Here is a 24695-nt window from a genome sequence, read left to right as displayed (position 1 = left end):
TGAGGCGGGGATTTACGTGCCCATCAGCGCCGTGACATGCGCCGCGACCGACTCTTTCAGCCCCTGCAGGTCGTAGCCGCCCTCCAGCACCGAGACAACCCGCCCGCCGGCGGTGCTCTCAGCCACATCCATCAGCTTGCGGGTTACCCAGCCGAAATCGTCCGCCTTCAGGTTGATCGAGGCGAGTGGGTCGCGGTAGTGCGCGTCGAAGCCGGCTGAGATGATGATCAGTTCCGGCGAGAACTTCTGCAATTGCGGCAGGATCAGGTTTTCGAACGCGGCGCGGAATTTTGCGCTGCCGTCCTCGGAAGCCAGCGGCGCATTGACGATGGTGTCATGCTCGCCGCGCTCGCCGCTGGCGCCAGTGCCTGGAAACAGCGGCATCTGGTGCGTCGAGCAATACATCACGGTCGGATCGTGCCAGAAAATGTCCTGCGTGCCGTTGCCGTGATGGACGTCGAAATCGACGATCGCGGCGCGGCCAATGCCGTAGTTGCGCTGGGCGTGACGTGCGGCGATGGCGACATTGTCGAAGAAGCAGAAGCCCATCGGCTTCGAGACCTCGGCATGATGGCCGGGCGGGCGTACCGCCACGAAGGCGTTCTGGTGGGTTCCGGACATCACCGCATCCGTCGCAGCCACGGCGCCGCCGACGCCGCGCATCACCGCTTCCCAGGTGCCCGGCGACATCGAGGTATCGCTGTCGATATAGATCATCCCGCTCTGAGGGGCGATGTGGCGGAGCTCGCCGATATAATGTTCGCCATGGCAAAGCGTGACCGAATCGAGACTGCCTTCCGGCGCTTCGCCGCGCGTGAGCGGCTTGAAGCGCTCATCCGCTAGCACCTCGGCGACCGCGCGTAGCCGATCGGGGCGCTCGGGGTGTCCCGGCGGCGTGACATGGTCGAGACAAGCGGTATGGGTCAGAAGGAGCGTCATGCAAAAATCCTGGCGTATAAGGAACGCGCCGGTAAGGAGCGGCTAATCTAGGCGGTTAGGGGCCGGTCGGAAAGGCCCGCGGCATTTCGCAAGACGATGATGGCTTTTCTGCCAGTTTCCGTGTCCCGGACGCGATGCAGCGTCTCTTCACGATGCACCGCAGAGCCGGGTCCCACGTGGCAATGTTTTGACCCCGGATCAGCAGCGCACCACTTCGTGCTGCGCGGCATCCGGGGAACGTTGCCCAGCGCATCGCTGCTAGAGCATGATGAAATTGGGTTTGGTTGCGACCACGCAGAAGGTGCGCTCCCTCTCCCGCATGCGGGGGAGGGTTGGGGTGGGGGTGTCTCCGCGGGCGACACTGCCCGAGTGGAGAGAGCCCCCACCCGGCGCTTCGCGCCGACCTAAGAGCGAGCTTCGCTCGTCTCGACCCCCGCAAGCGGGAGAGGTGAAGCGCGTCTGCGGCCAAACCGATCTAGCCAAAAACCATCATGCCCTAGTTGATCCTGATAATGCGATCCACTGCGGTCGGGCTGACCGGGCTATTGGCCTTGAAATAGGCGTGCAGCGCGTCGACGTCATAGACGCCGACCTGCGGCGCGGTTCCCTGCGTGAGCACGGTGAAGCCGTCGCCGCCGACGAAAAGGAAATTGTTGACGGTGACGCGATAGCTCGCGGCCGGATCGACCGGTTGCCCGTTCAGCGACATCCGCTCCGCCAGCACGTGCTCACCCTCAGGCCGCGTCGCGTCCCACGCATAGGCAAATCCCTTCGACACCTGCAGGATCCGCGGCCGCTTCGGATCGAGCCATTGCTGCTCCAGCATGTCCTTGATCTGCTTGCCCGTCAGCGTCAGCGTCACCAGTTGATTGCGGAACGGCTGGCTGGCGAACAGGTCGCCATAGGTCACCGCGCCATCTTCCTTGCGCGTCACGTCGGCGCGCACGCCGCCGGGATTGGTGAAGGCGATGACCGCTCCGCCTTTCGTCTCGCTGCTGGTCGCGGCGAGTTGCGCATCTGCGATGATGTCGCCGAGCGGGCTTTCGCCGGCGGCATTCGGCACGCGCGACAGCGTTGCGTTCACCGAGCCCGCCGGGCGGTTGGCGATCGGCGCGGCAAGCCTGTCATAGGATTCGATCAGCGCGGTCTGCTGGGCGTCCTTCGCCAGCGTTGCTGTGCGGACGATGGTGTTGTCGGCCTTGGCGCTGATGACGTCGCGCGTGCCGGGATCGAGCTTGAGATCGATCGCTGTGACGAGTGTGCCGTATTTGTCGCCGGAGGTAACGAGCCGTCCGTCGATCTCGCAGACATAGGCGCGATGGGTATGGCCGGAGACCACGAGATCGACCGCCTTGTCGAATTTTTTGACGATATCGACGATCGGCCCCGAAATGCCGGCGCATTCGTTGTAATCGCCGGTCGGCAATCCGCCTTCGTGGATCAGGACGACGATCGCCTCGGCGCCGCGCGCCTTCAGTTCCGGGATCAGCGCGTTCACCGTAGCAGCCTCGTCACGGAATTCCAGGTCGGCAACGCCGACAGGTGAAACGAGACCCGGCGTGCCCCTCAAGGTCAGGCCGATGAAAGCGACCGGAATGCCGTCGAACGCGCGAATTTCGTATGGAGGAAACACCGTCTTGCCGCTGCTCTTCTCGATCGTGCTGGCGGCGAGATAGCGGAATTTCGCGCCCAGAAACGGGTGCGGCCCCTGGCATTTGTCGACCGGATGGCAGCCGCCATTCTGCATGCGCAGGAGTTCGTCCTTGCCCTCGTCGAATTCGTGGTTGCCGACGGAAGAAAGCGCCAGCCCCATCATCGACAGCGCTTCGATCGTCGGCTCGTCATGGAACATCGCCGATAAAAACGGGCTGGCGCCGATCAGGTCGCCGGCCGCAACAAAGATCGAGTTCTTGTGCCCGTCGCGAAGCTGGCTCACCAGCGTCGCCATGTGCTCGGCGCCGCCGGCGGGGACAGTGATCTTCTTCGTCCCGTCCTCGGGATCGCTGATCGTGATCCCGCCCGGCGGCGGGCGGAGATAGCCGTGAAAATCATTGATCGCGAGAATGCGCAGGTCCACCGGGGCGGGGGTCTGGGCGTGAGACGTGGCAGACGCCAGCACGACCGCGAATGCTACAAGGATAGGCCGGAAAATTTTCATGGCACGGACATACAGGATCAAGGCTGGACTTTGTAGGGTGGGGCAAAGCGTAGCGTGCCCACCACACACAATCGAACTTGCTCTAAGTGGAAAGATGGTGGGCACCCCGACCGCTTCAGCTTCGCGTAATCGCGTTCTCCCTTTCGGACCGCCGCAACGTGATCACGCGCGTCGCGTCTTCGTCGGTGACTATGAGATGCCCGGTCATGAACTTGCCCATAGAGAAGGCGGAGACAGTGCCGCTGGTCAATCATCCGGCCACATCCTACATGATCCGGTAGAAGGCCCAACTGTCGCGGGCGATTTTTTCGGGGATGTGACTGCGAGGACAACGCAATGCAGCTAGGCGGAATTCATCACCTGACCGCGATCTCGGCGAAGCCGCGGGAGAATTTGGCGTTTTACACCGGCCTGCTCGGCATGCGGCTGGTGAAGAAGACCGTCAACCAGGACGACGTCAGCGCCTATCACCTGTTCTATGCCGACGGCAAAGCCAATCCCGGCACCGATCTCACCTTCTTCGATTTTCCCGCCGCGCCCGAGCGGCGCGGAACCAATTCGATCTCGCGCACCGGCCTGCGCGTCGCCGGCGAGAAGAGCCTCGGCTACTGGCGGGATCGCCTCAAGCAGGCGGGCGCAGCGACCGGCGATATCATCGAAGTCGACGGGCGCTTGACGCTGCCGTTCGAGGACGGCGAGGGGCAGCGGCTGGTGCTGATCGATGATGGCGGTGTGGGGCCGGCCTCGCCATGGCAGCGCAGCCCCGTGCCGGTCGAGCACCAGATCCGCGGGCTCGGTCCGATCGTGCTGACTGTGCAGGAGCTGTCGCGCATCGCCTTCGTGCTGACCGAAGTCATGAACATGCGCCGGGTGCGCGAGTATGCCGCCCACGGTGCCGAGATTCATGTCTTCGAGATGGGCGAAGGCGGCCCCGCCGCGGAGCTGCATGTGCTCGAAGACAAGGCCTCGCCAATCGCCCGCCAGGGCGCCGGTGGCGTCCATCATGTCGCGTTCCGTACCCCCGACGAGACGCAGTACCACGCCTGGACGCAGCGGCTGAACGAGTTGCGCGTACCCAACAGCGGCGAGATCGACCGCTTCTATTTCCGCAGCATCTATTTCCGCGAGCCCAACGGCATCCTGTTCGAGATCGCCACCGATGGACCAGGCTTTGCGACCGACGAGCCGATGGAAGCGCTCGGCGAGAAACTGGCGCTTCCGCCGTTCCTGGAGCCGCGCCGCGCGGCGATCGAGGCGGGATTGAAGCCGATTGGGTAGGGTGGGTAGGGAGGATTAGCACTACTGCGTCAGAAGAACTCGGAGTTCGCGTCTCGTGCCTCTAGGAGGGGCTACTCGGGAGCTTCAACTTTGCGGGTCAAGCTCGCACGCTGACTCACCCGGAACGCGACGGCCGTTTTGATCGGGCGCTTTTCGAAACGGCGTTCACGCTGCCGCAGCCTTTCGACAGATCATCGAGGATCACGCAATCCGGCCCGGGGCCGCCTGCACAGGACGTATCGCAACTCGCGATGAATGCCGCGAGGCTGCGCTCCAGCGCCTTCAGCTCGGCCAACTTGGCGCGCACGGCGGTAAGATGCTCTTGCGCAAGGTCGCGCGCATGCATGCAGGAACTCTGCGGGTCTTGCACCAGGGCGACCAGCGCACGCACTTGGTCAATCGAAAATCCAAACTCACGGCAGCGACGAATGAACGACAGCCGCTTCACATCGGCATCGCCATACACGCGCTGACCACCGGATTGACGGTCGGCCGAGCGGAGCAACCCGATCTCCTCGTAATAGCGGATCGTCGGCGCGTTGGTGCCGGTCCGTTCGGCGAGGGCTCCAATTTTCAGGTTCGGCATAGGCCTGACTCTGCTGATATTTTTAGCTCTTGAACCTCAAGTTACTTGAAGACCTATCCTCCAGGCAAGGCTGGCGTCAAAAGAGCGCGGAGCCTCTAGGAGAGACATTCATGACCACGACCGAATCCCCACCCATCGCCTGCACGCTTGCGCCCGGCGCGTACAAGGACCGAATGGCGTGGATCGGCGCATTGACGCGCGATGCGCTGCGCAGCCATGAGCGCCGCGATCTGGTTCTGGACTTGCGCTATGCGCCGGAAGCGCGCGACCGCGTGCGCGAGTTGGTCCGCAATGAACAAGCTTGTTGCTCATTCCTCAGCTTCGATTTGCGGGAAGAGCCGAATGAAATCCGGCTCACCATCACGGCCCCCGAGACCGCACGAGATGCCGCCGACACGCTGTTTGAGCAGTTCGTCGCTGGCGCACCCTCGCAATCCGCTTGCGCCTGTGCTGCGCCTTCATCGGATGCGGTAGCGTCGGGCGAGGAGCGACAGCCCGGCACGAAGGCCGCTGGACTGACGGCGGTGACGCTGGCGACCGGAGCGGTTGCTTGCGGCGCGTGTTGCGTGCTTCCCTTGGCGCTGCCTGCGGCCTTGCTTGCGGGCACCGGCGGCGTCCTCGCGTGGTTCGCCAATATGCATCTATGGATCACGGGTCTGGCGGTCCTCGCCGTCATCGGTGCCTGGGGTTGGATCGCGTGGCAAACGCGCCGGACGCGATGCAAGCCGGCGGCATCCACGCTCTACGTGATGGTGGCGGCGACGGCGCTGATGAGCACTGCAGTGCTCTGGCCGTTCATCGAAGAGCAGCTTGTGTCTCTGCTGACGGTCTGATCGCGCCGCGGTTCGATCTTTTGCCTTGAAGCCGCAACGGATGCTGTGACACGCTCGAGGCATGAACACTGCATTTGTCTATGTCGGAGCTGCTGTTGCGGAGATCGCAGGCTGCTTTGCGTTCTGGGCTTGGCTGCGACTTGGCAAGACAATCTGGTGGCTACTTCCCGGTGTTCTTTCGCTTGTTGTGTTCGCCTATTTGCTAACGCTGGTTGAGACCAATGCAGCCGGCAGAGCCTACGCCGCCTATGGCGGCATCTACATCGTCGCCTCGCTGTTCTGGCTGTGGGGTATTGAAAGCGTGCGCCCCGACCGGTGGGACGTCGCGGGTGCTTCCATTTGTTTGATCGGCGCAGCCGTGATCCTTTTGGGCCCGCGTGGCTGAAGCTTGGCGTGCTCACAAGGGGAGAGGGCACAACAACCACCGCCGCGAACGCGGAGATGTCCGGCGAGGGCTTCCAAACTTTCTGACGCAGTCAGATTAGCGTCAGCGCAATCCGCCGTGCGGGACCGAGATAGCCGCCTGTTGCAGCGGTGGAGACGGAATGCAGCCCATGCGTACAAATATCAAGATAGATGACGCGTTGATGGCGAAGGCGCAGAAAGCTGCTGGAAACCGAAGCAAGAAGCAGACGGTAGAAAAGGCGCTTCGCTTGATGATCAGGTTGCGAGTTCAGCAGGAGGTCGACGGGGCGTTCGGCAAATACCAATGGCGCAGTAGCCCTGCACGGAGTCGTAAAGAACGAGCGGCCGGGTGACCGTTGTCGTATCGATGGCCGGCCACGCGATCGCCACTGCCGCGGCCCGCAATTTCCGTTCCTTGCGCAGGCGCGGCATCACGGTTCGCAAGACCATCGCACTTGATTAACCTCGACACTTCGATTCAACGGCTCGAACTCCGACCAGGGGACGTGCTCGCAAACGCTAATTTCCAGAGCCAATTCAACGTGATTTGCCCCGTCCAGTCCCTCGCGCAAAAACAATTTCCTTTTCGGCCACCCCAAATCAGCACTAGAAATTCCGCCGTCTCACCCCTCACGAGGGGCGGATCGCGATCGTCACGGACGCGGGGTGGGATGCGGTGGACGCAGCAGCGTCGGGCGCGTGAAAGTGTTCGCAGGGCGGTTTCGGCCGTGAGCGAATACGGCGCGCAAGACGTACGGCGCTGACGCGTACGGCAAAACCGTGTGGTCCTGGCACCCGTTGCTGGTGTCAAGCTGGCGGAGATTGATCTGACACAACCGTGTCTCGATCGATCGTCAATCCGTCAGCGACGGAGGCCAGAGGAATTCGGCTCCGAGGAGAGCGCGGTATACGCGGTTAAAACCATTGCGCAGGGAAGGCCGGGTGTTCCGGCGCACCTGCGGTCCGCCGTGTGCATTCTTGCGCACGACTGCGGGTGTTTTGGGCACCCGGCCTTCCCTGCGCCCTCTTCGATTTCGAGGGCATTGCCGATCGCATGACTTCGGGCGCTTCGCGCCGCGAGAGTGCGGAGGCGTGTCTTCTTGTAGGATGGGTAGAGCCAACGTGTCCCGCCTTCGGCCGGCCCGATGGTAAACTCCGCGAAACCCATCGAGTGTCGCGTCCATCACGATTGATGGGTATCGCTTCCGCCTTCGCTCGTTGAGCTACGGCGGACAAGTCGCTCCACCCACCCATCCTACACTGCTGTTTGACATTCGAATCGGAAAAGCGCGACTGCTACGCCACCCCTTACCCCGATCGCCGGCCGCTGGTGTTCTGCGTCAGGTTGCCGTGCGCGGCCTGTTCGCGGATGTTGTTCTTCTCGTCGTCGCGATGGCCCTTGGTGGTGTCGAGGGGCACGCGGGGCGCGCTGCCGGGACCCTTGGGGCTCCGATTGTCCGGGGGAATCGGAGGCGCGGTCTTTGCCATCATGGTCTCCACTATCGACGGAAAAACACAACGCTGGCCTTCGCGAAATCGTTCCGCGGGAGCGGCCGCGCAATCCATGCTTCCGCTTGTGGCGGCGGCGAACTATGCGGATTACATCAAGCTCGGCGCGTTCCAGTGGGCGCGCGTGGTCAGCCCGTTCAAGCTGCTGACGGAAGACGATCCGGTCTATGCTTGGCGCGAGCGGCTGCTCGACGCGTTCGACCGCATCGCGCGGAAATCGCCGAGCTATCACGCCTGACGTCGGCTGCCGCGCGTACGGGCTTCGCTGGCCGAAACAAGCAGCAATGATTGTGCGCCTCTCCGCGCAATCGCCGAGGCTGTAAATTAGTTCTACCCGATAACGATGTTAGCCGTGACGTAAAATGAAGGCGTAAGCTTGGTGGCCGTTAGGGGAGACGCGTCATGACCGATCTTGAAGCCAGATTGGAGCGGTTTGAAACTCTCGCTGCCGAATGCGAATTGATCGGCAAGTTGACCGCGGATGGGGCGAAGCGCGAGCTATACCTGCGCCTCGGCCTGCATTACCGCGAACTGGCCGACGACATCCGGACGATGATCGCGACCAAGGACGCCGCCTTGCCGGCCGGAAAGGAGCCGGCAGCAGGATCCTTGGCCTGGTGTCAGCCACCGCGGTAGAGCGGGGGCTGGCGTTCGAGCCACGCGTTGATGCCTTCGCGGAGATCGTGGCTCGGCACCAGCGCGGCGAACTGCTCGCTCTCGACTTGCAGCCCTTCGGCAATGGCCATGTTCAGTCCGCGGGTGACCGCGGTGATGATGCTGCCGATCGCGCGGGGCGAATGCCGGATGATGCGGTTTGCGAGTTGGCGTGCCGCGGGCAGCAATTCATCATGCGGCACGACCATGTTGACGAGGCCGATCTCCAGCGCCCGCTGCGGCGGGAAAGGATCGCCCGTCAGCAACAGTTCGAGCGCGCGCTTGCGCCCGGCAAGCCGCGGCAGCCGCTGCGTTCCGCCGAAGGTCGGCGGCATGCCGAGGGCGATTTCCGGCTTGGCGAAACGCGCGCGCTCGCTGGCGATGGCGAGATGCACGGCTTCCGTGATCTCGCAGCCGCCGCCGAACGCCAGCCCGTTGACCGCGGCGATCACCGGTTTCCTGAAAGCTTCGAGCCGCGCAGTCATGGCCTGTCCGCGCCGGACGAAGTCACGAATGGCTGTATCGCGACCCTGGCGAACACTGCCTGAGAACTCGTGGATATCGGCGCCGGCGGAAAAGGCGCGTTCACCCGCGCCGGTCAGGATTACGGCGCGCATGCCGTCATCCGTCTCGATCGTATCCAGCACCGCCATCAGATGCTCGATCAATGCGTAGTTCAGTGCGTTGAGCTTGCCCGGGCGGTTCAGCGTGATCAGGGCGATGTTGTCGTTGATTTCGAACAGGATGGGATCGGACATCGAAAGCCTCCGCCAGGTCGTTCACCGGCCCGGTACCCTAGAAGCTCGACTACGTTGTGTATATTCACTGGTTAGTATACATAGACAGGCATGGCACGATCCGAAGTCCCGACGCGCGACCGCATCATCTCGGCGGCGAACGCGCTGTTCTACAATGACGGCATCCGGGGCGTCAGCGTCGATGCCGTGGCCGAGAAGGCCGGCGTCACCAAGCGCACGCTTTACTATCATTTCAGGAGCAAGGACGATCTGGTGGCGGCGTATCTCGCTGGCCGCGACCAGCCCAATCTCGCCCTGTTCCGAAAATGGTTTTCGGAAGCCCAGGGCGGCCTGCCTGCCAAGGTCGAAGCGATCTTTCGCAATCTGGCGCGATCGGCGCGGCACCCGAAGTGGAAGGGATGCGGATTCCTTCGCACCTCGGCCGAGCTTGCCAACCTGCCCGGCCATCCCGCGATCAAGATCGGCGCGGCGCACAAGAAGAAGTTCGAGGAATGGTTGCGCGCGACCTTTGCGGAGGAGGGCATCGCCGATTCCGTGCGGCTCTCGCGGCAAATCCTGCTGCTGCTCGACGGCTCGTTCGCCGTCGTGCTGTTGCATCGCGACCCGTCATATATGGAAACCGCCGGTGAGGCGGCGCATGCGTTGGTCGAGGCGGCGCTGCCGGCGCGCGGGAGGCCAGCGACGAGGCGGGGAAGGTAGTGCGCTGGCTCACTCCGTCATTGCGAGGAGCCAACGGGTCGCGCGAATACGCGCCCGATGACAGGCTCCCCGACGAAGCAATACATGCCTCCGCTTGTGCCGCTATGGGTTGCTTCCGCCTTTGCCAAGGCTTCGGCGGACAAGTCGCTTGGCTCGCAATGGCGGTTGCTAGCGGTTTCGCGTTAAGGCGCCACGCTCGTACAGCATCGCCAGCACCGCATTTAAATCCGGCACCACAGCCGCGCATCGTGCGCGCGATTCTTCCGTCGGCGTCACCATGTCGGGCACCATGATGGTAATGGCGCCTGCGGCATGCGCAGCGGTCACACCGTGGTTGGAATCCTCGACCGCCACGCAAGCTTCCGGCTTCAGGCCGAATCGCGATGCCGCGAGCAGATAGAGATCGGGGCTTGGCTTACCGCGGGCGACGTCGTCGCGGGTCAGCAGCGTTGCGAAACGACCGCGGATTCCTGCGAGCTTTAGATGCGCATCCGCCGTGCGCAGCGATGAGGAGGTGACGATCGCCATCGGACATTCGGCCGCCTGCAGCGCATCCAGGAGTTCGATCGCGCCGCTCTTCAGCGGCAGGCCTGCGCCGAGAATTTCATTGCGGTTGCTGACGAAGGCACGGCTGACCTCCGCAAGCGGAAAGCCATCCCCGTAGCGCGTGAGCAGCATGGCCTCGCAATCCGGGCCGGGCAGGCCGACCATCGCCTGGCACAGCGTTCCGGCGTCGTCGGTGTAGCCGTGTGCGGTGAGTGCTGCGACCAGGCTGTCGAAATAGACCCGCTCCGTATCGAGCAGCGTGCCATCCATGTCGAGCAGGACGGCGCCGACGTTCCATTTCCCGGTCACGCCGCACCCGCGCCGGCGCGCTGGCTAGCGAGTTTGCGCAGGCAGTCCGGGCAGAGGCAATCGCTGCCGTCCACCGGCATCGGCAGGCGGAACGTCTCGTCGGTGCACCAGCAGGGGCCAGACAGGTTGCAGCCAAATTCGTTGCCGCAGCCGGCGCAGGCGAGGCGGCGCGAGGGCGCATTTTCCAAACGATCTGTCATCAACAAGGCTGAATCCTGACGCGGAATTAATCCCGGGTTCACGCCGAAGCGCGTTATACTTCGCCACTATACGCCTGGGAAATTCCAAGGGAAATCCGATGGCCCGCGATTCGCAAGCCGCCATCGTTGCGCTCAATCGCTTCGGCTTCGGCGCGCGCGGCGGGGCATCCGGCGATGTTCTCAACGCCGCATCCGATCCGCGCGGTTTCGTCAAGGCGGAACTCGGCCGTCCCAATCGCGTGCTGCTCGAAGTGCCGGGGCTGCAGTCGACGCCCGCGCTCGGCAAAGCGGTGTTCGACTATCAGTTCGAACTCCAGCAGGCTCGCGAGGCCGCCGCCAAATCGGCCGCGCCGCCGGCTGCAGGCGAAGGCGCATCGCCGCGGCCCGAAGTCAAGGGCCAGCGGCGAAACCTGTCACTCAACGGCATTGCCATGGAGATGGCGCCCAGGGAGCCACAGGCCAAGCCTGCGGAGAATCCCGCCGCGATGGCACCGGCGGAAGCGATGCAGCCCAATGCGCCAAAGCCGCCGCCACAACCGCTCAACATCATCCAGAAAACCTTTCGTGCCGAGGCGCTGGCGCGGCTGCAGCGAGCCGTCATCACCGATGGCGGATTCGCCGAGCGGCTTGTCGTGTTCTGGTCGAATCATTTCTGCATTTCCGCCAGCAAGGGCGGGCTGGCGCGGATGTGGGCCGGCTCGTTCGAGCGCGAGGCGATCCGGCCGCACGTGCTCGGACGCTTCGCCGACATGCTGAAGGCGGTCGAGCAGCATCCGGCGATGCTGTTCTTCCTCGATAACCAGCAATCGCTGGGCCCGGATTCGCGCGCCGGCAAAAACCGCAACCGAGGACTGAACGAAAATCTCGCCCGCGAGATACTTGAGTTGCATACACTCGGCGTCGGTGGCGGCTATTCGCAGGATGACGTGACGTCGCTGGCGAACATCATCACGGGCTGGACCTTTGCCGGAAGGTTGGGCCAGCTCGGCGCACCCGGCAGCTTCGTGTTCAATGCCAATGCGCACCAGCCGGGCGCGCAACGGGTGATGGGCAAGGTCTACGATGCCGACGGCGTGGCGCAGGGCGAGGCGGTGCTGGCTGATATCGCGCGTCATCCCTCGACGGCAAAGTTCATCGCGGGAAAATTCGCGCGCCACTTCGTATCGGACGATCCGCCGCGGGCATTGGTGGCGCGGCTCGCCGATGTCTTCGCGAGAACCGACGGCGATCTAAAGGCGCTGGCGTTGGCGCTGGTCGATTCCGACGAGGCCTGGCGGGCGCCGCTCACCAAGATCCGCTCGCCTTACGAATTTCTCGTCGCGGCCGGCCGCCTGCTGGCGCAGATTCCGAGTAATCCCAATCTCTATCTCGCCGGCCTGACGGCGCTCGGCCAGCCATTGTGGTCGCCGGCCGGGCCGAACGGTTTTCCCGACACTAACGCCGCATGGCTGGCGCCGGAGGGCATGAAACTGCGCCTCGATATTTCCACCCAGATTGCATCAAGACTCGCCGAGGGCGTCGATCCCCGCGACCTGCTCGAACTGGCTGCCGCCGACATCGCGTCGGTGGAGACGCGGCGGGCCATCGAGCGCGCGGAATCGCGGCAGCAGGCGCTGGCGCTGTTGTTGATGTCGCCGGAATTCCAGAGGAGATGACGGCCATGGAAACGACAATGGGTTGCTGCGAGGAAGCCCGATCGTTGCCGACGTCGCGCCGCGCCGTGTTGCTCGGCGGCGCCTCCTTTGCGGCGTGGGCCTATCTGCCGAAATTCGCACACGCGGCCGACGGCCGCGATCCGCGGCTGGTGCTCGTGATCCTGCGCGGCGCGCTGGACGGGCTCGCGACGGTTGCGCCGATTGGCGACCCTGATTATGCCGGCCTGCACGGCGCGATCGCGTTGTCGTCGAGCGGTCCGAACGCGGCGCTGCCGCTCGACAATTTCTTTTCACTGCATCCGGCGATGCCGGAGTTTTCGCGGATGTATCGCGAGAAGAATGCCGCGGTGATCCATGCGGTGGCGACGCCCTATCGCGACCGTTCGCATTTCGACGGGCAGGACGTGCTCGAAAGCGGCTTTGCCGGCCCGGGCCGGGTGCAATCCGGCTGGCTCAACCGCGCGCTGGAAGGCTTGCCGAAGGGCGAGCGGGTGACGAGTGGGCTTGCGGTCGGCCCGATCACGCCGCTGGTGCTGCGCGGCGCGGCGCCGACCGTCGGCTGGGCGCCATTCGCGCTGCCGCAAGCCAGCGAGGACACCGCGATGCGGCTGCTCGAGATCTATCAGCACCGCGATGCTGCGCTGGGCTCGGCCCTGAAGCAGGGCCTTGCGCTCGACAGAGCCGCGCAGGGCGATGACATAAAGCCAAGACCGGGCGCTGGCGGCGTAGCGGCGATGCGGCTGGCGGCGCGCGGCGCGGCCCGGCTGATGGCGGCCGACGACGGCCCGCGGATCGGCGCGCTCGCCTTCGACGGCTGGGACACGCATGCCAATGAAGGTGGCCCGGTCGGCCGGCTGGCGCAACTGCTCGGCGGACTCGACGGCGCACTCGCCGAATTCGAAACTGTGCTGGGACCCCGCTGGCGCGATACGGTGATCGTGGTCGCCACCGAGTTCGGCCGCACCGCGCGCATCAACGGCACGCAAGGCACGGATCACGGCACCGGCACGGTCGCGCTGCTCGCCGGCGGTGCGGTGAACGGCGGGCGCGTGATCGCGGACTGGCCGGGGCTGAAGCCGGCGAGCCTCTATCAGGGCCGCGACCTCGCGCCGAGTACCGATCTGCGCGCGGTAATGAAAGGCGTGCTGCAGGATCAGTTCGGGCTGGCGGAGAAGGTGTTGGCGGAGAATGTGTTTCCGGACAGCAGCGCCGTGAAGCCGATGCAGGGGCTGGTGGTTTAAACCTCTCCCCGCCCTTCTGCGGGGAGAGGTCGGATCGCCCTTGCGATCCGGGTGAGGGGCAGGGCAATGCGTGGCCGCAATGAAAAGTCCATCCGAATCGCGAGACGATTGCGGGTTAATCAAACGGATGCGGAAACAGTCCTGTGGAATCGCATCCGTAATCGTCAGATCGACGGGCACAAGTTCGCACGGCAAGTGCCGATCAGTGGCTACATGTGCGATTTCGTTTGCCGCGAACGACGGCTGATCATCGAAGTGGATGGTGGCCAGCACAATGAATCAGCCGCCGACGCAATTCGTGATCGGCGCTTGGCAGAAGAAGGTTATCGCGTGCTTCGCTTCTGGAACAACGATGTGCTCGGCAATGCCGAGGGCGTTCTGACGGTGATCCAGGCCGAGCTCTTGAAATAGAGTTCGCTGCCTCTAACCTCGCCCCGCTTGCGGGGAGAGGTCGGATTGCGAAGCAATCCGGGTGAGGGGGTACAGGTCTTACGTCATCTACAGCTCGCGGAAGCAGCCCCTCACCCCAACCCTCTCCCGTGAAGGAAGGGGAGAGGGAGCGGAGAGAGCACCACTAACGCTACTTCGTAATCTGATCCACCTCTGCGAGTTCCTCCGCGCTCAGCGTCCAGCCGATCGCTTTCACGTTCTGCTCGACCTGTTCGACGCGGGTGGCGCCGGCAATGACGCTCGAAACCTGCGGACGGGCCGCCAGCCAGGAGAACGCAAGCTCCAGCATGGTGTGGCCGCGCTCCAGCGCGAACGCCTGGAGCTTTTCGACGATGTCCTCGTTGCGCGCCGTGACGTAGCGGTCTTTCAGCGCCGGCGCCTTGGCGAATCGGGTCTCGGCGGGGGCATCAGTGCCGCGCTTGTATTTGCCGGTGAGAAGGCCGCTCGCCAGCGGGAAGAACGGCAAAAGGCCGAGCTTGTATTCCGTTGCGGCCGGCAGCAAATCCTTTTCGATGCCGCGCACCACGAGGCTGTATTCATCCTGGCAGGAGACGAAGCGGTTGACGTTCATCTGCCGCGCCAGCATTTCCGCCTCCGCAATGCGCCAGGCCGGGAAGTTCGAATTGCCGATGTAGCGGACCTTGCCTTGGCGCACGAGGTCGTCGAGCGCGCGCAGCGTTTCTTCCATCGGCGTCAGGGGATCGTACTCATGCTGTTGGTAGAGATCGATGTAGTCGGTCTTCAGCCGTTTCAGGCTGGCCTCGACCGCGGACATGATGTAGCGGCGCGAGGCGCCCTGCTTGGTGCCGTCGGTCGCCATCGGTTTCGCGTATTTCGTCGCCAGCACGATGTCCTTGCGCCGGTCGCCGAGCACGGTGCCGAGCACGGTCTCGGAGCCACCCATGCCTGCATAGATGTCGGCGGTGTCGAACAGGGTGATGCCGAGGTCGATCGCCTTGTGGATGACCTTGCGCGAGGTCTCCAGATCGGTGCGCTGGCCAAAGTTGTTGCAGCCGAGGCCGACGGCGGACACACGCAGGCCGGAGCCGCCGAGGTTGCGAATTTGCATGGATCGATCCTGTGGGAAGGGCGGACGAGGGCGCATTGTGGCGCGCACGGCTGCGACCCGCAAGAAAAGCGGACCAGCGCCCGCGCTTGGCAGCTATGCGGCACAAAAAAGATGCGGCCCCGGTCAGACGCGGCGACTGACGGGGACCGCTGGGGCGCGTGATCTGAGACGGGGGGGGCCTGATCAGACGCAGGGGCAGGCTACCTGCGCTTTGTTACGCTGGCGTGACGGCAGAACTTATCCACAGGTCGGCCGAAAGCCGTGCCTCAGAGCATCTTCCGGTACACGACGAAGCCGGAGCGGTCCGCCACCTTGTCGTAGAGCTGCATTGCGGTGTGGTTGGTCTCGTGCGTTTGCCAATAGACGCGGGAACATCCTGCGCGCCTGGCCTGCTCGTATACGGCATCGATGAGCGCACGGCCAACGCCCTTGCGGCGCGCTGCGACGCAGGTGAAGAGGTCCTGCAGATAGCAGTTCGGCTCGATCATGGTCGTAGAGCGGTGAAACAGATAATGCGTCAGCCCGAGCAGTTCGCCGCCGCTCTCGGCCACCAGCGCATGCACCGGTTCATAGGCATCGAAGAAGCGCGTCCAAGTCATCGCCGTGATCTCGGGCGCCAACGCGGTCGCGCCCGTGCGGCCATAGAAGGCGTTGTAGCCGTCCCATAGCGGAAGCCATTGCGCGTAGTCCTGGCGGGTGACGAAGCGGATAGTGAGGTCGCCGGGCATTAAGCGATTCCGTGTTGGTGGAGAAAACAGCGTCGCGAACGCGCACTGGAGAGGCCTCTTACTACAGGCGCAGCCGCATGGGATCAACTTCGCGGTAGGCGCTCGACTCCCTCTCCCCGTTCTTCACGAGGAGAGGGTTGGGGTGAGGGGCTGCTTCCGCGAGTCGTGATCGTGGTGAGACCTGTACCCCCTCACCCGGATTGCTTCGCAATCCGACCTTTCCCGCAGGCGGGGCGAGGTTGAAGAGGACCGCTCGTCGTCGCGCTCGCTTCGCTATTCCGCGGCGCCGAGGTGCCTCGCGAGGCTGCGATGGCTGCCGCGCAGCGCGCGATAATACTCCGCGCTGCCGGGATCGTCGGTGTGGCGAACGAGATCGGTGACCGGCGTGTAGCTCAGCATGCGTCCGCCGTCGGGAAGTGCCGTGCAGGTGAAGCGCAGCACCTGTCCATCGGCGAGCTCAAGGTTGATCGGCGTGGAATCGCCGGTTCGGATCATCTCGGTGCGTTTGGCGATGAAGGCGCTCAACTCGTCCTCGGGCAGTTGCCAGGCGCCGGTGTCGCGGCCGTGATACATCAGCGCAATGAAGGGCGGCTTGCTGTCGGCCTGCGCGTCGGACAGCTTAAAATAATCGCGGAAGGCGCGGTTGATGAATTCGGCGCGGGTGTCGGAATCGAGCAGCACGATGCCGATATCGACCTGGTCGAGCGCGGCCGACAGCCGTTCGGCGGTGGCATGATGCTTCCTTTCCCACGCGAACGCATCGACCCATTTCTTCCGCAACAGGCCGGTGATCAGCGCGGTGCCGCCCGCGGTTGCCGCCAGCAGCAGCATGCGCGGCAGGTCCGACATGTCGTAACCCGGGGTAGCGCGGTGGTTGAGGAAGAACATCGCCGAAGATGCCACCGCAATCACGGCGCTGATCATGCCGGAGGTGATGCCGCTGATCGAAGCGGCGAACGCGACGATGCAGACGAATAGCGGGCCGGGATTGGGAACGGGAACGAAATGCCGATCGACAAGGAAGGCGATCATCGCCGTCGCTGTCGTTAGAGCCGGACCGGAGATTGCGCGCCAGTCTAACTGCATGCCCGTTCTCGCCAATTGCCGGGAATAAGCCGCGAGCATGCCTGATTGTTGCGATTGTGCACGCCTTTCTGCCGCCAGTCCTAAGAGAGCGTTGCCCGCATGCGTAGGACTTTCGCACTTTTGAAATCAAATGATATCGAGTTAAGGAACGCCGTACCGCACCCGATGATTGGTGCACGCCATTTTGCAAGAGGACATCGATGCCCACTGTTTCGCCCACGTTACTTCCGGTCCTGATGCTGTTTGCGTCCAACATCTTCATGACCTTTGCCTGGTACGGCCATCTGAAATTCAAGGAAAGCGCATTGCCGGTGGTCGTGCTGGCGAGCTGGGGAATCGCTTTCGTCGAATACTGGCTGGCGGTCCCGGCCAACCGCTGGGGCAGCGCGGTGTATTCCGCAGCGCAACTCAAGACCATGCAGGAGGTGATCACGCTGGTCGTGTTCGCCTGCTTCTCGGTGCTTTATCTGAAGGAGCCGCTGGGATGGAATCACGCGCTCGGCTTTCTCTTCATCGCGATCGGCGCGTTTTTGATCTTTCACAAATGGTGAGCGTGTTTTTGTTCAGAGGTATCGTTACTTCGAGGCCGGCGCCACCCGCAAGACCCGTCCGTTCGAACTATCTGTGAGCAGCCATAGCGCACCGTCTGGCCCCTGACGGACGTCTCTGATCCGCTCGTGCAGGTTCTGCAGCAGGCGCTCCTCCGACGTCACGGCGTTGCCGTTTAGCGTCAGCCGCACCAGCAGTGCGCTGCGCAGCGCCCCGGTAAACAGGCTGCCGTTCCATTTCGGAAACAGCTTTCCGGTGTAGAAGGCCATGCCTGACGGCGCGATCGACGGCACCCAGTATTTAAGCGGCTGCTCCATGCCGTCCTTGGTCGTGCTCGCGTGGATTTTCGCGCCGGAGTAATCGACGCCGTAGCCGATCACCGGCCAGCCGTAATTCTTGCCCTTGCCGACGATATTGACCTCGTCGCCGCCGCGCGGTCCGTGCTCGATTTCCCAAGGCTCGCCGCTCGCCGGATTGATCGCGAGCGCCTGCACGTTGCGGTGCCCGTAACTCCAGATTTCCGGCTTGGCATCGGCGCGGCCGGCGAACGGGTTGCCTGATGGCACCGAACCATCGGGCGCGATCCGGACTACCTTGCCGAGATGGTTGCCGAGATTCTGCGCCTGGTCGCGATGGGTGAAGTGATCGCCGAGCGCCACGAACAGATTGCCGTCATCGGCCTGCGCGATGCGGCAGCCATAGTGATTGCCTGACGACAGCGGTCCCTGCTGGCGGAAGATGATCTTGAGCTCGTCGAGCCGGCCATTGTCGTCGCTCAGTTTCGCGCGCGCGGCCGTGGTGCGGCCGCCACCCGCGGCCCGTTCGGCGTAACAGAAATAGATGGTGCGGTTCTGCGCAAAGGATTTGTCGGTGACGACATCGTGCAGGCCGCCCTGGCCTGAGGCCCACACGTCAGGCACGCCCTTGAGCGGCGGCGAGACCTGGCCCTCCGCGCTGACGAGGCGCATGCGGCCGGGACGCTCGGTCACCAGCATCGTTCCATCGGGCAGGAATGCCAGCGCCCACGGATTGACGAGGCCTCTCGCAATGGTCCGAACCTCGAGTTCGCCCGCCGACGAGTCGAACGCCGACTCTTCGCCGCGCGTGCCGGTGGCGATCAGGAAGGAGACGGCGAGCAGGATCGCTACCGTCAACGCGACGGTCACAAGGCCGACGGGTGTCTTCATTCTGGTCCACATCGCGATGCTGATCATCGCGCGTTCGCTAGTCCAATGATGCAAACAAAAAGGCCGGACCTGTCACGGAATGGGCATCGCGACGGTGGCCTTGATCGATAGCACCGTCAGGGTGACCATGAGGCAAAGCGATAGCGTGCCGAGCGCGAGCGAGGTTGCGATGGCACCAAGCAATCGAGAAGAAGCGACGGGCGCGCGGCTGCTCTCGAAGCCGACCGCGCCGGGTGACCGCATCATGGTCTAAATCCTTGTAACGCGGGACGAATCACCCGCGATTCAGGAAAACTTTGCAATCATCACCGGCAACATTACGGCGACCGGACGTTGAAAATGGCGGAATCGCGGCAAAGGTTAACGTTGTGCCCGCTATTATTAACTTTTGGCGGGATACTCGCGCGAAAGTGAGAAGGGTCGAGGGCGGCTATACGCCGGCGGCGATGCCGGTGTGGTCGTCGACCTCGGCCTCCGGCCGCCAGTCCATCGTCACGAAACCAGGCGTCTGTTCGACTCGCCGCAGCCAGGCGCGGATCGCGGGGAAGGTCGCGAGGTCGTAGTCGCAGCGGTCGGCGAGGTGGGTGTAGCCGTACAATGCGATGTCGGCGACCGTGAGTTGTCCGGCCGCGAAATAGGCGCGGTTCTTGAGATGGTTTTCCATCACCTGAAGCGCGGCATAGCCGCGCTCCATCCAGTCTTCCAGCGCATGCGTCTGCAGGTCGCGGCCGCCCTTGACCAGCGACAGCCAGAAATAAGCGGCGCCGATATTGGGCTCCAGCGCGTGCTGTTCGAAGAACATCCATTGCAGCGCTTCGGCGCGCTCGACCCGCGACTCCGGCGCCAGCGACGTGCCGCCGCAGACATACCAGAGAATGGCGTTGGACTCGGCGAGGTAGCGTCCTTCGGCGACTTCCAACAGCGGCACCTGTCCGCTGGGGTTCTTCTCCAGAAACTCCGGCGTGCGGCTTTCGCCACGGAGAATGTCGACCTCGATCGCCTCATAGGGCGCGTTGAGCAGCGCCAGCGCAAGGCGGACCTTGTAGCTGTTGCCGGAGCGCTGCATCGAATAGAGCTTGTACATCGTCGTTGGGTTCACAGGGGTCGGGGGGCGCACGCGGGGAGCGAACTGCGGAAAGCCTTCGCGCCGCAACGCGGCTAAACAATGATGCCGATACGAATGCCTCGCAAGACCCGCGGAATGGAAAAAGTCGAAAACCTCTACTGCACTGCACGCGCGCAGCATGCCATGCCACGACGCAAGGAAAGGCAAGGCATCACATGGTCGGGAGCGGATGAGCGGATTGATTCAATCCTGCGCGACGACGCTGGCTGCGTCCCGCCTCGGGTGATGTGTGGGTGTCGGGATCCAGCGCGTCGGCCCCGGCTCTGCAGCGCACCGCTGGGCGCTGCGCTGCGTCCGGGGAACGAAGACCAGCCGTCGACCTAAAATCTTTCGTGTCCCGGACGCGGCGCGGCACGCAAGTGACGCGGCGCAGAGCCGGGACCCAGGATCAGGAACGGTAGCCAGCATACGTCCGAAGGTAACGTGCGCGGGGCATGACCGAAGGTCGGGTGCGACTCGCGACGAGGCACCTTACCATTGAGTCGTGCACACCTGTTTGAGCCCCGGCGCGGTCTGCCGGAACGGCTTGCCAGATATGAGTCTTTTCGCCGCGGAACTTTACGAATATTGCGCCGGCATTGCTCCGATCGTACCGAGGCTGCTCGGCGTTCCCCAAAGTTTGACCGGCATCCGGCCAAGCTTCTTGCGATGCAACGCGCCGCGCCTTAGGGTGCGGCGTTCCCATCAAAAAGAGTCGTGAATTTCAGAAATCACGACGTTTGCCAGGAGATCATGATGCCCTTCCTGTCCGCTGCGCTCGCCCGTGTGAAGCCGTCCGCGACGATCGCGGTCACGGATAAAGCGCGCGCGCTGAAAGCGGCGGGGCGCAACGTCATCGGCCTCGGCGCCGGCGAACCGGACTTCGACACGCCCGCCAACATCAAGCTGGCGGCGATCCGCGCCATCGAGGCCGGCAAGACCAAGTACACCGACGTCGGCGGCATTCCCGAGTTGAAGGAAGCCATCATCGGCAAATTCCAGCGCGAGAACGGCCTCACCTACAAGCCGAACCAGATCATCGTCGGCACCGGCGGCAAGCAGGTGCTCTACAATGCGCTGATGGCAACCCTCAATCCCGGCGACGAGGTGATCATCCCGGCGCCGTACTGGGTCAGCTATCCGGAAATGGTGGCGCTGGCCGGCGGCGAGTCGGTCCCCGTCGTGTGCCCGGCATCGAGCGGCTTCAAGCTGCGGCCCGAGGATCTGGAAAAGGCGATCACGCCGAAGACCAAATGGATCATCCTGTGCTCGCCGTCGAACCCGACCGGTGCCGCGTACACCCGCGCCGAACTCAAGGCGATCACCGACGTATTGGTGAAGCATCCGCATGTCTGGGTGATGACGGATGACATGTACGAGCACCTGGTCTATGACGACTTCCAGTTCGCGACGCCTGCGCAGGTCGAGCCGAAACTCTACGAGCGCACACTGACGGTGAACGGCGTGTCGAAAGCCTATTGCATGACCGGCTGGCGCATCGGTTACGCCGGCGGCCCGGCCGACCTGATCAAGGCGATGGCGACGATCCAGTCGCAGTCGACCTCGAACCCATCGTCAATCGCGCAGTGGGCCTCCGTCGAAGCGTTGAACGGTCCGCAGGATTTCATCCCGGTGCATAACAAGATGTTCAAGGAGCGCCGCGACCTCGTGGTCTCGATGCTGAATCAGGCCAAGGGCATCGAATGCCCGCGGCCCGAGGGCGCGTTCTACGTCTATCCGTCCTGCGCCGGCACCATCGGCAAGACCTCGCCGTCCGGCAAGGTGATTGCCAATGACGAGGATTTTGTTACCGAGCTCCTCGAGAGCGAAGGCGTCGCCGTCGTGCAGGGTTCCGCGTTCGGATTGGGCCCGGCGTTCCGCATCTCCTACGCGACCAAGACCTCCGATCTCGAAGATGCCTGCAAGCGCATCCAGCGCTTCTGCGGCAATTTGCGATAAGAAGCGTTTTCGCGGCACGAGCCCGTTCTGCAGTTGATGCAGGACGGGTTGCGGTTCGCACCAGCAATCGCGTCAAAACGACGGCCGTCAAATCACATCGCGCGTGAACGAGAACGCAATGTTTTGACGGCTTCTCGATCAAGCGCCATGTTTTCGACACGGCACTTCCATCCTGTCCGCTCCGCTAAATTTGTTCATCAACATGCGGAGACTGGGACACATGCGACTCCTGACATTGACACTCGCCGCGGCGGCATTGATCGCGCCGATCGCAAGCGCCGACGCGGCACCGCCGGTTCGCGCCGGTATCCTGCAATGCCAGGGCGGCCAGAATGTCGGCTTCGTGGTCGGCTCGGTGACGAGCCTCGAATGTGTGTTCCGCAGCGAAGGCCGCCGGCCTGAGCCCTACCTCGCCAAGGTGCAGCGTATTGGTCTCGATCTCGGCGTCACCGAACAGACCCAGTTGTCCTGGGCCGTCAACGCGCCGAACAGCCGCCTCGGGCGCGGCGAACTCGCCGGCACTTACGGCGGCGTCGGCGCCAACGCATCGATCGGCGTTGGCGGCGGCGGCAACTTCCTGGTAGGCGGTCCAGCGAATGCCTACGCCCTGCAGCCGATCAGCCTGCAGGGACAGACCGGATTGAACGTCGCCGCCGGTATCGCCGGCCTCGAGCTGCAGGCGGTGCAGTTCGGCCCCCGTCGGCACCACCATCGCCGGCATCACCGCCGCGGTTGACGGATAGGTGCTAGTGAAAGGGCCCGCGCAAGCGGGCCTTTTTTGTTGAGTTGGATCCGTCATTCCGGGATGGTCCGAAGGACCAGACCCGGAATCTCGAGATTCTCAGGTGCGCAATTGCGCACCATAGTTCGCGCCTTGCGCGCCCCGGAATGACTGCGGTAGTGAATCTGGCACGGGCCGTAGTGCTGTGGCATAGAACGGTGAACGCTGCGGGCACGGCGCTGATTTTCTTCTCTGCTCGCATCACAGTTTTCAGCCGGAGATTACTTTATGCGTCGTTCCCTCATCCTTGCCGCAGCCGCACTCTCCATATTGGCTTCATCCATCGACGGCGCCAATGCGCAGCAGGCGCAGCGCGTGCAGGTCGGCGTGCTGGAGTGCCGCGGCGGCGCCAGCGTCGGCTTCATCGTCGGTTCCGTGACCCATCTCGGCTGCGTGCTGCGCGCCGAGGGCATGCCGGAAGATCGCTACGTCGCCACCATCCGCAAGGTCGGGCTCGATCTCGGCATCACCCAGGAATCGGCGTTGGCCTGGGGTGTATTTGCGCCTGTCGCGCGGCTCGGGCCGGGCGGCCTTTCCGGCGATTATGTCGGCGCGCAAGGCAGCGCGACGTTCGGCGTCGGCGTCGGCGGCAATGTGCTGGTCGGCGGCTCGGCGAACTCAATCGCGCTGCAGCCGCTCAGCGTGCAAGGCCAGGTTGGCGTCAGCATTGCTGCCGGACTGGAAAGCCTGGAACTCCGGCCTGGGCGCTGATCGGGGCGGCTTGTCTCCGTTATTGCAAGTCAACGGGGCCAGCATCAATCATGATGTCGAATCATCAGATTGCGTCCGGTCAAGCCAGGTTGGCGGCGACAGCCGTCGGCAACGGCGACCCTGTCGTCTTTCTGCATGCCGCGGTCTGCGATAGTCGCATGTGGCGCGCGCAACTGGATGCCCTCGGCGCAAGCACCAAGGCGATCGCGTACGATCGGCGGGGCTTTGGCGAGACTCGCGCGGAAAAGGAGGACTTTTCTGCAGTCGCGGACTTGCTCGCGGTGATTGACGCCGTCGGGAACGGCGCGCCGACGATTCTTGTTGGATGTTCCCAGGGTGGACGGACCGCGCTCGACGCCGCTCTTCTGCATCCATCCTATGTCCGCGCCCTCGTTCTCATTGCGCCCGCCGTGGGCGGCGCGCCTGAGGCGATCTATCCGCCCGAGATCGAGGGCCTGATGGTCAAGCTTAAGGACGCCGAACAAGCCGGCGATTTGGATCGAGTGAACGCAATCAAGGCTCATCTTTGGCTGGACGGTCCACTGCAGCCCGAGGAGCGTGTCACAGGTGAGGCGCGCCGGCTGTTCCTCGAGATGAACGCCATCGCGCTACGGTCGCCGCCGGTTGGATCGAACCTCGACGTCGCGTCCACCTTCCATCGTCTGCGCGAGATATCAGCGCCATCGCTTGTCATCTGGGGCGACCTCGATTTTCCGCACATTCAGGAACGATGCCGTCATATTGCAACGACGATGCTGAACGGGTCGGGCCACGTTTTGACTGGCACTGCCCATCTACCGAGCCTGGAGCGGCCAACCGAGGTCACGGGTCTCCTTGCGAAGTTCATCGATTGCTGCTCCGGCCCGTCAAGCGTAGCCGGATGAGCGTCGCGACATCCGAGGCCTTGGGTTCGTCCTTGTCTCGCATATCGCTGCTGTCCATGCGGGTGCTTAGCGCCGCCTGCGCGTCGGCGGCTCCGCCAATTCGATCGCGCTGCAGCCCTTGTGCGTGCTGGGCCAGGTAGGCGTCAGCATTGCTGCCGGATCGGAAGGTTTGGAACTCAGGCCGGGAAGGTATGCATTCCCGCTTTCCCCGTCATTGCGGGCCAACGGGTCGCGCGAATGCGGCCCGATGACAGGCTCCGCGAAGCAATCCACAATCCCTCTGCGGAGGTAGGCTGGATTGCTTCGTCGCTGACGCTCCTCGCAATGACCATACCCACGCCTTTGCCATCACATCGCAGCGCAGCGACGTTTTCCTGCTTGCCAAAATCACGGGACAGGCGGAGCATCAGTCCCGC

The 24695-nt window shown here is 63.7% G+C and carries 27 protein-coding genes and 3 pseudogenes; 16 read left to right on the top strand and 14 right to left on the bottom strand.

Annotated elements, in window-relative coordinates; all coding sequences use genetic code 11:
* Positions 1–12: 12 nt before the first annotated feature.
* From IVA95_RS07630 to IVA95_RS38985, 3 genes and pseudogenes are all read right to left on the bottom strand, one after another.
* Positions 13–939: a histone deacetylase family protein gene (locus IVA95_RS07630; RefSeq protein WP_247509945.1), complete on the bottom strand. Its 927-nt coding sequence runs from the start codon at positions 937–939 to the stop codon at positions 13–15.
* A 496-nt stretch (positions 940–1435) separates the two neighbouring features.
* Positions 1436–3097 carry a bifunctional metallophosphatase/5'-nucleotidase gene (locus tag IVA95_RS07625; protein ID WP_247509944.1) on the bottom strand — a complete coding sequence of 554 codons (1662 nt, stop codon included), beginning with the start codon at positions 3095–3097 and terminating at the stop codon, positions 1436–1438.
* Between the two features lie 121 nt (positions 3098–3218).
* Positions 3219–3305, bottom strand: a pseudogene (locus tag IVA95_RS38985) (enoyl-CoA hydratase); the annotation flags it as partial.
* A gap of 128 nt (positions 3306–3433) precedes the next feature.
* Here IVA95_RS38985 and IVA95_RS07620 point away from each other — a divergent pair.
* Entirely contained in the window at positions 3434–4375 is a 942-nt protein-coding gene (locus IVA95_RS07620) for a ring-cleaving dioxygenase (protein ID WP_247509943.1), read from the top strand.
* Positions 4376–4490: 115 nt separating this feature from the next.
* On the opposite strand, the gene IVA95_RS07615 is transcribed toward IVA95_RS07620, so the two are convergent.
* Positions 4491–4961 (bottom strand): helix-turn-helix domain-containing protein, encoded by a 471-nt coding sequence (locus IVA95_RS07615; protein ID WP_247509942.1) that lies wholly within the window; start codon positions 4959–4961, stop codon positions 4491–4493.
* A 110-nt stretch (positions 4962–5071) separates the two neighbouring features.
* Between IVA95_RS07615 and IVA95_RS07610 the strand changes: the two genes are divergently transcribed.
* The 3 genes from IVA95_RS07610 (at position 5072) to IVA95_RS07600 (ending at position 6552) form a co-directional block, all read left to right on the top strand.
* Complete coding sequence (locus IVA95_RS07610; RefSeq protein WP_247509941.1) at positions 5072–5794, top strand: tetratricopeptide repeat protein; 723 nt, start codon at positions 5072–5074, stop codon at positions 5792–5794.
* 61 nt (positions 5795–5855) lie between these two features.
* Positions 5856–6179, top strand: coding sequence for a YnfA family protein (locus IVA95_RS07605; RefSeq protein ID WP_247509940.1), 324 nt, complete (start codon positions 5856–5858; stop codon positions 6177–6179).
* A gap of 160 nt (positions 6180–6339) precedes the next feature.
* Positions 6340–6552: a type II toxin-antitoxin system VapB family antitoxin gene (locus IVA95_RS07600; protein WP_346657987.1), complete on the top strand. Its 213-nt coding sequence runs from the start codon at positions 6340–6342 to the stop codon at positions 6550–6552.
* 955 nt (positions 6553–7507) lie between these two features.
* On the opposite strand, the gene IVA95_RS07595 is transcribed toward IVA95_RS07600, so the two are convergent.
* A complete protein-coding gene (locus IVA95_RS07595) occupies positions 7508–7687 on the bottom strand; it encodes a hypothetical protein (protein ID WP_213248203.1) in 180 nt (59 codons plus the stop codon).
* 91 nt (positions 7688–7778) lie between these two features.
* On the opposite strand from IVA95_RS07595, the pseudogene IVA95_RS07590 reads away from it, so the two are divergent.
* Together IVA95_RS07590 and IVA95_RS07585 are read left to right on the top strand one after the other, a co-directional pair.
* Positions 7779–7946 (top strand): annotated as a pseudogene (locus IVA95_RS07590) (glutathione S-transferase family protein); the annotation flags it as partial.
* A gap of 164 nt (positions 7947–8110) precedes the next feature.
* Positions 8111–8344 carry a hypothetical protein gene (locus IVA95_RS07585; protein WP_247510057.1) on the top strand — a complete coding sequence of 78 codons (234 nt, stop codon included), beginning with the start codon at positions 8111–8113 and terminating at the stop codon, positions 8342–8344.
* Here IVA95_RS07585 and IVA95_RS07580 read toward each other — a convergent pair.
* A complete protein-coding gene (locus tag IVA95_RS07580; RefSeq protein ID WP_247509939.1) occupies positions 8329–9120 on the bottom strand; it encodes a crotonase/enoyl-CoA hydratase family protein in 792 nt (263 codons plus the stop codon). The two genes, IVA95_RS07585 and IVA95_RS07580, sit on opposite strands and share 16 nt — an antisense overlap.
* 90 nt (positions 9121–9210) lie before the next feature.
* On the opposite strand from IVA95_RS07580, the gene IVA95_RS07575 reads away from it, so the two are divergent.
* Positions 9211–9819: a TetR/AcrR family transcriptional regulator gene (locus tag IVA95_RS07575; protein WP_247509938.1), complete on the top strand. Its 609-nt coding sequence runs from the start codon at positions 9211–9213 to the stop codon at positions 9817–9819.
* 168 nt (positions 9820–9987) lie between these two features.
* Here the strand turns inward: IVA95_RS07575 and IVA95_RS07570 are convergent, their stop codons facing one another.
* On the bottom strand, positions 9988–10674 hold the full coding sequence (locus IVA95_RS07570; protein ID WP_247509937.1) for an HAD family phosphatase: 687 nt from the start codon (positions 10672–10674) through the stop codon (positions 9988–9990).
* Complete coding sequence (locus tag IVA95_RS07565) at positions 10671–10874, bottom strand: cysteine-rich CWC family protein (RefSeq protein WP_247509936.1); 204 nt, start codon at positions 10872–10874, stop codon at positions 10671–10673. Before IVA95_RS07565 ends, IVA95_RS07570 begins: the two co-directional genes overlap by 4 nt.
* 98 nt (positions 10875–10972) lie before the next feature.
* Between IVA95_RS07565 and IVA95_RS07560 the strand changes: the two genes are divergently transcribed.
* The 3 genes from IVA95_RS07560 to IVA95_RS07550 all read left to right on the top strand — a co-directional run bounded on the left by IVA95_RS07560 (position 10973) and on the right by IVA95_RS07550 (position 14181).
* The gene (locus IVA95_RS07560; RefSeq protein ID WP_247509935.1) at positions 10973–12529 is read left to right on the top strand and encodes a DUF1800 family protein; all 1557 of its coding nucleotides are present in this window, start codon (positions 10973–10975) and stop codon (positions 12527–12529) included.
* Positions 12526–13770 (top strand): DUF1501 domain-containing protein, encoded by a 1245-nt coding sequence (locus tag IVA95_RS07555; RefSeq protein WP_247509934.1) that lies wholly within the window; start codon positions 12526–12528, stop codon positions 13768–13770. The genes IVA95_RS07560 and IVA95_RS07555 overlap by 4 nt, the downstream gene beginning before the upstream one ends.
* A 66-nt stretch (positions 13771–13836) precedes the next feature.
* Complete coding sequence (locus IVA95_RS07550) at positions 13837–14181, top strand: endonuclease domain-containing protein (RefSeq protein ID WP_247509933.1); 345 nt, start codon at positions 13837–13839, stop codon at positions 14179–14181.
* Positions 14182–14350: 169 nt separating this feature from the next.
* Here the strand turns inward: IVA95_RS07550 and IVA95_RS07545 are convergent, their stop codons facing one another.
* From IVA95_RS07545 to IVA95_RS07535, 3 genes are all read right to left on the bottom strand, one after another.
* Complete coding sequence (locus IVA95_RS07545) at positions 14351–15289, bottom strand: aldo/keto reductase (RefSeq protein ID WP_247509932.1); 939 nt, start codon at positions 15287–15289, stop codon at positions 14351–14353.
* A 266-nt stretch (positions 15290–15555) separates the two neighbouring features.
* Positions 15556–16017 carry a GNAT family N-acetyltransferase gene (locus IVA95_RS07540; RefSeq protein ID WP_247509931.1) on the bottom strand — a complete coding sequence of 154 codons (462 nt, stop codon included), beginning with the start codon at positions 16015–16017 and terminating at the stop codon, positions 15556–15558.
* 273 nt (positions 16018–16290) lie between these two features.
* Positions 16291–17103, bottom strand: a complete 813-nt coding sequence (locus tag IVA95_RS07535) for a PAS-domain containing protein (RefSeq protein WP_247509930.1) — start codon at positions 17101–17103, stop codon at positions 16291–16293.
* Between the two features lie 200 nt (positions 17104–17303).
* Between IVA95_RS07535 and IVA95_RS07530 the strand changes: the two genes are divergently transcribed.
* Positions 17304–17654, top strand: coding sequence for a DMT family protein (locus IVA95_RS07530; protein WP_247509929.1), 351 nt, complete (start codon positions 17304–17306; stop codon positions 17652–17654).
* 24 nt (positions 17655–17678) lie between these two features.
* Here IVA95_RS07530 and IVA95_RS07525 read toward each other — a convergent pair whose 3' ends face one another.
* The 3 genes from IVA95_RS07525 to IVA95_RS07515 all read right to left on the bottom strand — a co-directional run bounded on the left by IVA95_RS07525 (position 17679) and on the right by IVA95_RS07515 (position 19923).
* Positions 17679–18839: a PQQ-dependent sugar dehydrogenase gene (locus IVA95_RS07525; RefSeq protein WP_247509928.1), complete on the bottom strand. Its 1161-nt coding sequence runs from the start codon at positions 18837–18839 to the stop codon at positions 17679–17681.
* 72 nt (positions 18840–18911) lie between these two features.
* Positions 18912–19085, bottom strand: a complete 174-nt coding sequence (locus tag IVA95_RS07520; RefSeq protein ID WP_213248221.1) for a hypothetical protein — start codon at positions 19083–19085, stop codon at positions 18912–18914.
* 184 nt (positions 19086–19269) lie between these two features.
* A complete protein-coding gene (locus IVA95_RS07515; protein ID WP_247509927.1) occupies positions 19270–19923 on the bottom strand; it encodes a glutathione S-transferase family protein in 654 nt (217 codons plus the stop codon).
* 777 nt (positions 19924–20700) lie between these two features.
* Between IVA95_RS07515 and IVA95_RS07510 the strand changes: the two genes are divergently transcribed.
* The 5 genes and pseudogenes from IVA95_RS07510 to IVA95_RS07490 all read left to right on the top strand — a co-directional run.
* On the top strand, positions 20701–21903 hold the full coding sequence (locus tag IVA95_RS07510; RefSeq protein ID WP_213248223.1) for a pyridoxal phosphate-dependent aminotransferase: 1203 nt from the start codon (positions 20701–20703) through the stop codon (positions 21901–21903).
* A gap of 220 nt (positions 21904–22123) precedes the next feature.
* Complete coding sequence (locus IVA95_RS07505) at positions 22124–22639, top strand: DUF992 domain-containing protein (RefSeq protein WP_247509926.1); 516 nt, start codon at positions 22124–22126, stop codon at positions 22637–22639.
* A gap of 273 nt (positions 22640–22912) precedes the next feature.
* On the top strand, positions 22913–23395 hold the full coding sequence (locus IVA95_RS07500) for a DUF992 domain-containing protein (RefSeq protein WP_213248226.1): 483 nt from the start codon (positions 22913–22915) through the stop codon (positions 23393–23395).
* 53 nt (positions 23396–23448) lie between these two features.
* Positions 23449–24279 (top strand): alpha/beta hydrolase, encoded by an 831-nt coding sequence (locus IVA95_RS07495; RefSeq protein ID WP_247509925.1) that lies wholly within the window; start codon positions 23449–23451, stop codon positions 24277–24279.
* 76 nt (positions 24280–24355) lie between these two features.
* Positions 24356–24469, top strand: a pseudogene (locus IVA95_RS07490) (DUF992 domain-containing protein); the annotation flags it as partial.
* Between the last annotated feature and the right edge of the window lie 226 nt (positions 24470–24695).

Origin of the sequence: Bradyrhizobium sp. 157 (assembly GCF_023073815.1) — a bacterium.
Taxonomy (GTDB): domain Bacteria; phylum Pseudomonadota; class Alphaproteobacteria; order Rhizobiales; family Xanthobacteraceae; genus Bradyrhizobium.
Note: the sequence above shows the minus strand (reverse complement) of the source record. Positions and strands in the feature narration are given on the sequence as shown.

What these genes read in the sequence shown, in the direction of transcription:
- IVA95_RS07630 (WP_247509945.1), bottom strand. Translation starts at nt 939, where the DNA reads ATGACGCTCCTTCTGACCCATACCGCTTGTCTCGACCATGTCACGCCG.
- IVA95_RS07625 (WP_247509944.1), bottom strand. Translation starts at nt 3,097, where the DNA reads ATGAAAATTTTCCGGCCTATCCTTGTAGCATTCGCGGTCGTGCTGGCG.
- IVA95_RS07620 (WP_247509943.1), top strand. Translation starts at nt 3,434, where the DNA reads ATGCAGCTAGGCGGAATTCATCACCTGACCGCGATCTCGGCGAAGCCG.
- IVA95_RS07615 (WP_247509942.1), bottom strand. Translation starts at nt 4,961, where the DNA reads ATGCCGAACCTGAAAATTGGAGCCCTCGCCGAACGGACCGGCACCAAC.
- IVA95_RS07610 (WP_247509941.1), top strand. Translation starts at nt 5,072, where the DNA reads ATGACCACGACCGAATCCCCACCCATCGCCTGCACGCTTGCGCCCGGC.
- IVA95_RS07605 (WP_247509940.1), top strand. Translation starts at nt 5,856, where the DNA reads ATGAACACTGCATTTGTCTATGTCGGAGCTGCTGTTGCGGAGATCGCA.
- IVA95_RS07600 (WP_346657987.1), top strand. Translation starts at nt 6,340, where the DNA reads ATGCAGCCCATGCGTACAAATATCAAGATAGATGACGCGTTGATGGCG.
- IVA95_RS07595 (WP_213248203.1), bottom strand. Translation starts at nt 7,687, where the DNA reads ATGGCAAAGACCGCGCCTCCGATTCCCCCGGACAATCGGAGCCCCAAG.
- IVA95_RS07585 (WP_247510057.1), top strand. Translation starts at nt 8,111, where the DNA reads ATGACCGATCTTGAAGCCAGATTGGAGCGGTTTGAAACTCTCGCTGCC.
- IVA95_RS07580 (WP_247509939.1), bottom strand. Translation starts at nt 9,120, where the DNA reads ATGTCCGATCCCATCCTGTTCGAAATCAACGACAACATCGCCCTGATC.
- IVA95_RS07575 (WP_247509938.1), top strand. Translation starts at nt 9,211, where the DNA reads ATGGCACGATCCGAAGTCCCGACGCGCGACCGCATCATCTCGGCGGCG.
- IVA95_RS07565 (WP_247509936.1), bottom strand. Translation starts at nt 10,874, where the DNA reads ATGACAGATCGTTTGGAAAATGCGCCCTCGCGCCGCCTCGCCTGCGCC.
- IVA95_RS07560 (WP_247509935.1), top strand. Translation starts at nt 10,973, where the DNA reads ATGGCCCGCGATTCGCAAGCCGCCATCGTTGCGCTCAATCGCTTCGGC.
- IVA95_RS07555 (WP_247509934.1), top strand. Translation starts at nt 12,526, where the DNA reads ATGACGGCCATGGAAACGACAATGGGTTGCTGCGAGGAAGCCCGATCG.
- IVA95_RS07550 (WP_247509933.1), top strand. Translation starts at nt 13,837, where the DNA reads ATGCGTGGCCGCAATGAAAAGTCCATCCGAATCGCGAGACGATTGCGG.
- IVA95_RS07545 (WP_247509932.1), bottom strand. Translation starts at nt 15,289, where the DNA reads ATGCAAATTCGCAACCTCGGCGGCTCCGGCCTGCGTGTGTCCGCCGTC.
- IVA95_RS07540 (WP_247509931.1), bottom strand. Translation starts at nt 16,017, where the DNA reads ATGCCCGGCGACCTCACTATCCGCTTCGTCACCCGCCAGGACTACGCG.
- IVA95_RS07535 (WP_247509930.1), bottom strand. Translation starts at nt 17,103, where the DNA reads ATGCAGTTAGACTGGCGCGCAATCTCCGGTCCGGCTCTAACGACAGCG.
- IVA95_RS07530 (WP_247509929.1), top strand. Translation starts at nt 17,304, where the DNA reads ATGCCCACTGTTTCGCCCACGTTACTTCCGGTCCTGATGCTGTTTGCG.
- IVA95_RS07525 (WP_247509928.1), bottom strand. Translation starts at nt 18,839, where the DNA reads ATGAAGACACCCGTCGGCCTTGTGACCGTCGCGTTGACGGTAGCGATC.
- IVA95_RS07520 (WP_213248221.1), bottom strand. Translation starts at nt 19,085, where the DNA reads ATGATGCGGTCACCCGGCGCGGTCGGCTTCGAGAGCAGCCGCGCGCCC.
- IVA95_RS07515 (WP_247509927.1), bottom strand. Translation starts at nt 19,923, where the DNA reads ATGTACAAGCTCTATTCGATGCAGCGCTCCGGCAACAGCTACAAGGTC.
- IVA95_RS07510 (WP_213248223.1), top strand. Translation starts at nt 20,701, where the DNA reads ATGCCCTTCCTGTCCGCTGCGCTCGCCCGTGTGAAGCCGTCCGCGACG.
- IVA95_RS07505 (WP_247509926.1), top strand. Translation starts at nt 22,124, where the DNA reads ATGCGACTCCTGACATTGACACTCGCCGCGGCGGCATTGATCGCGCCG.
- IVA95_RS07500 (WP_213248226.1), top strand. Translation starts at nt 22,913, where the DNA reads ATGCGTCGTTCCCTCATCCTTGCCGCAGCCGCACTCTCCATATTGGCT.
- IVA95_RS07495 (WP_247509925.1), top strand. Translation starts at nt 23,449, where the DNA reads ATGTCGAATCATCAGATTGCGTCCGGTCAAGCCAGGTTGGCGGCGACA.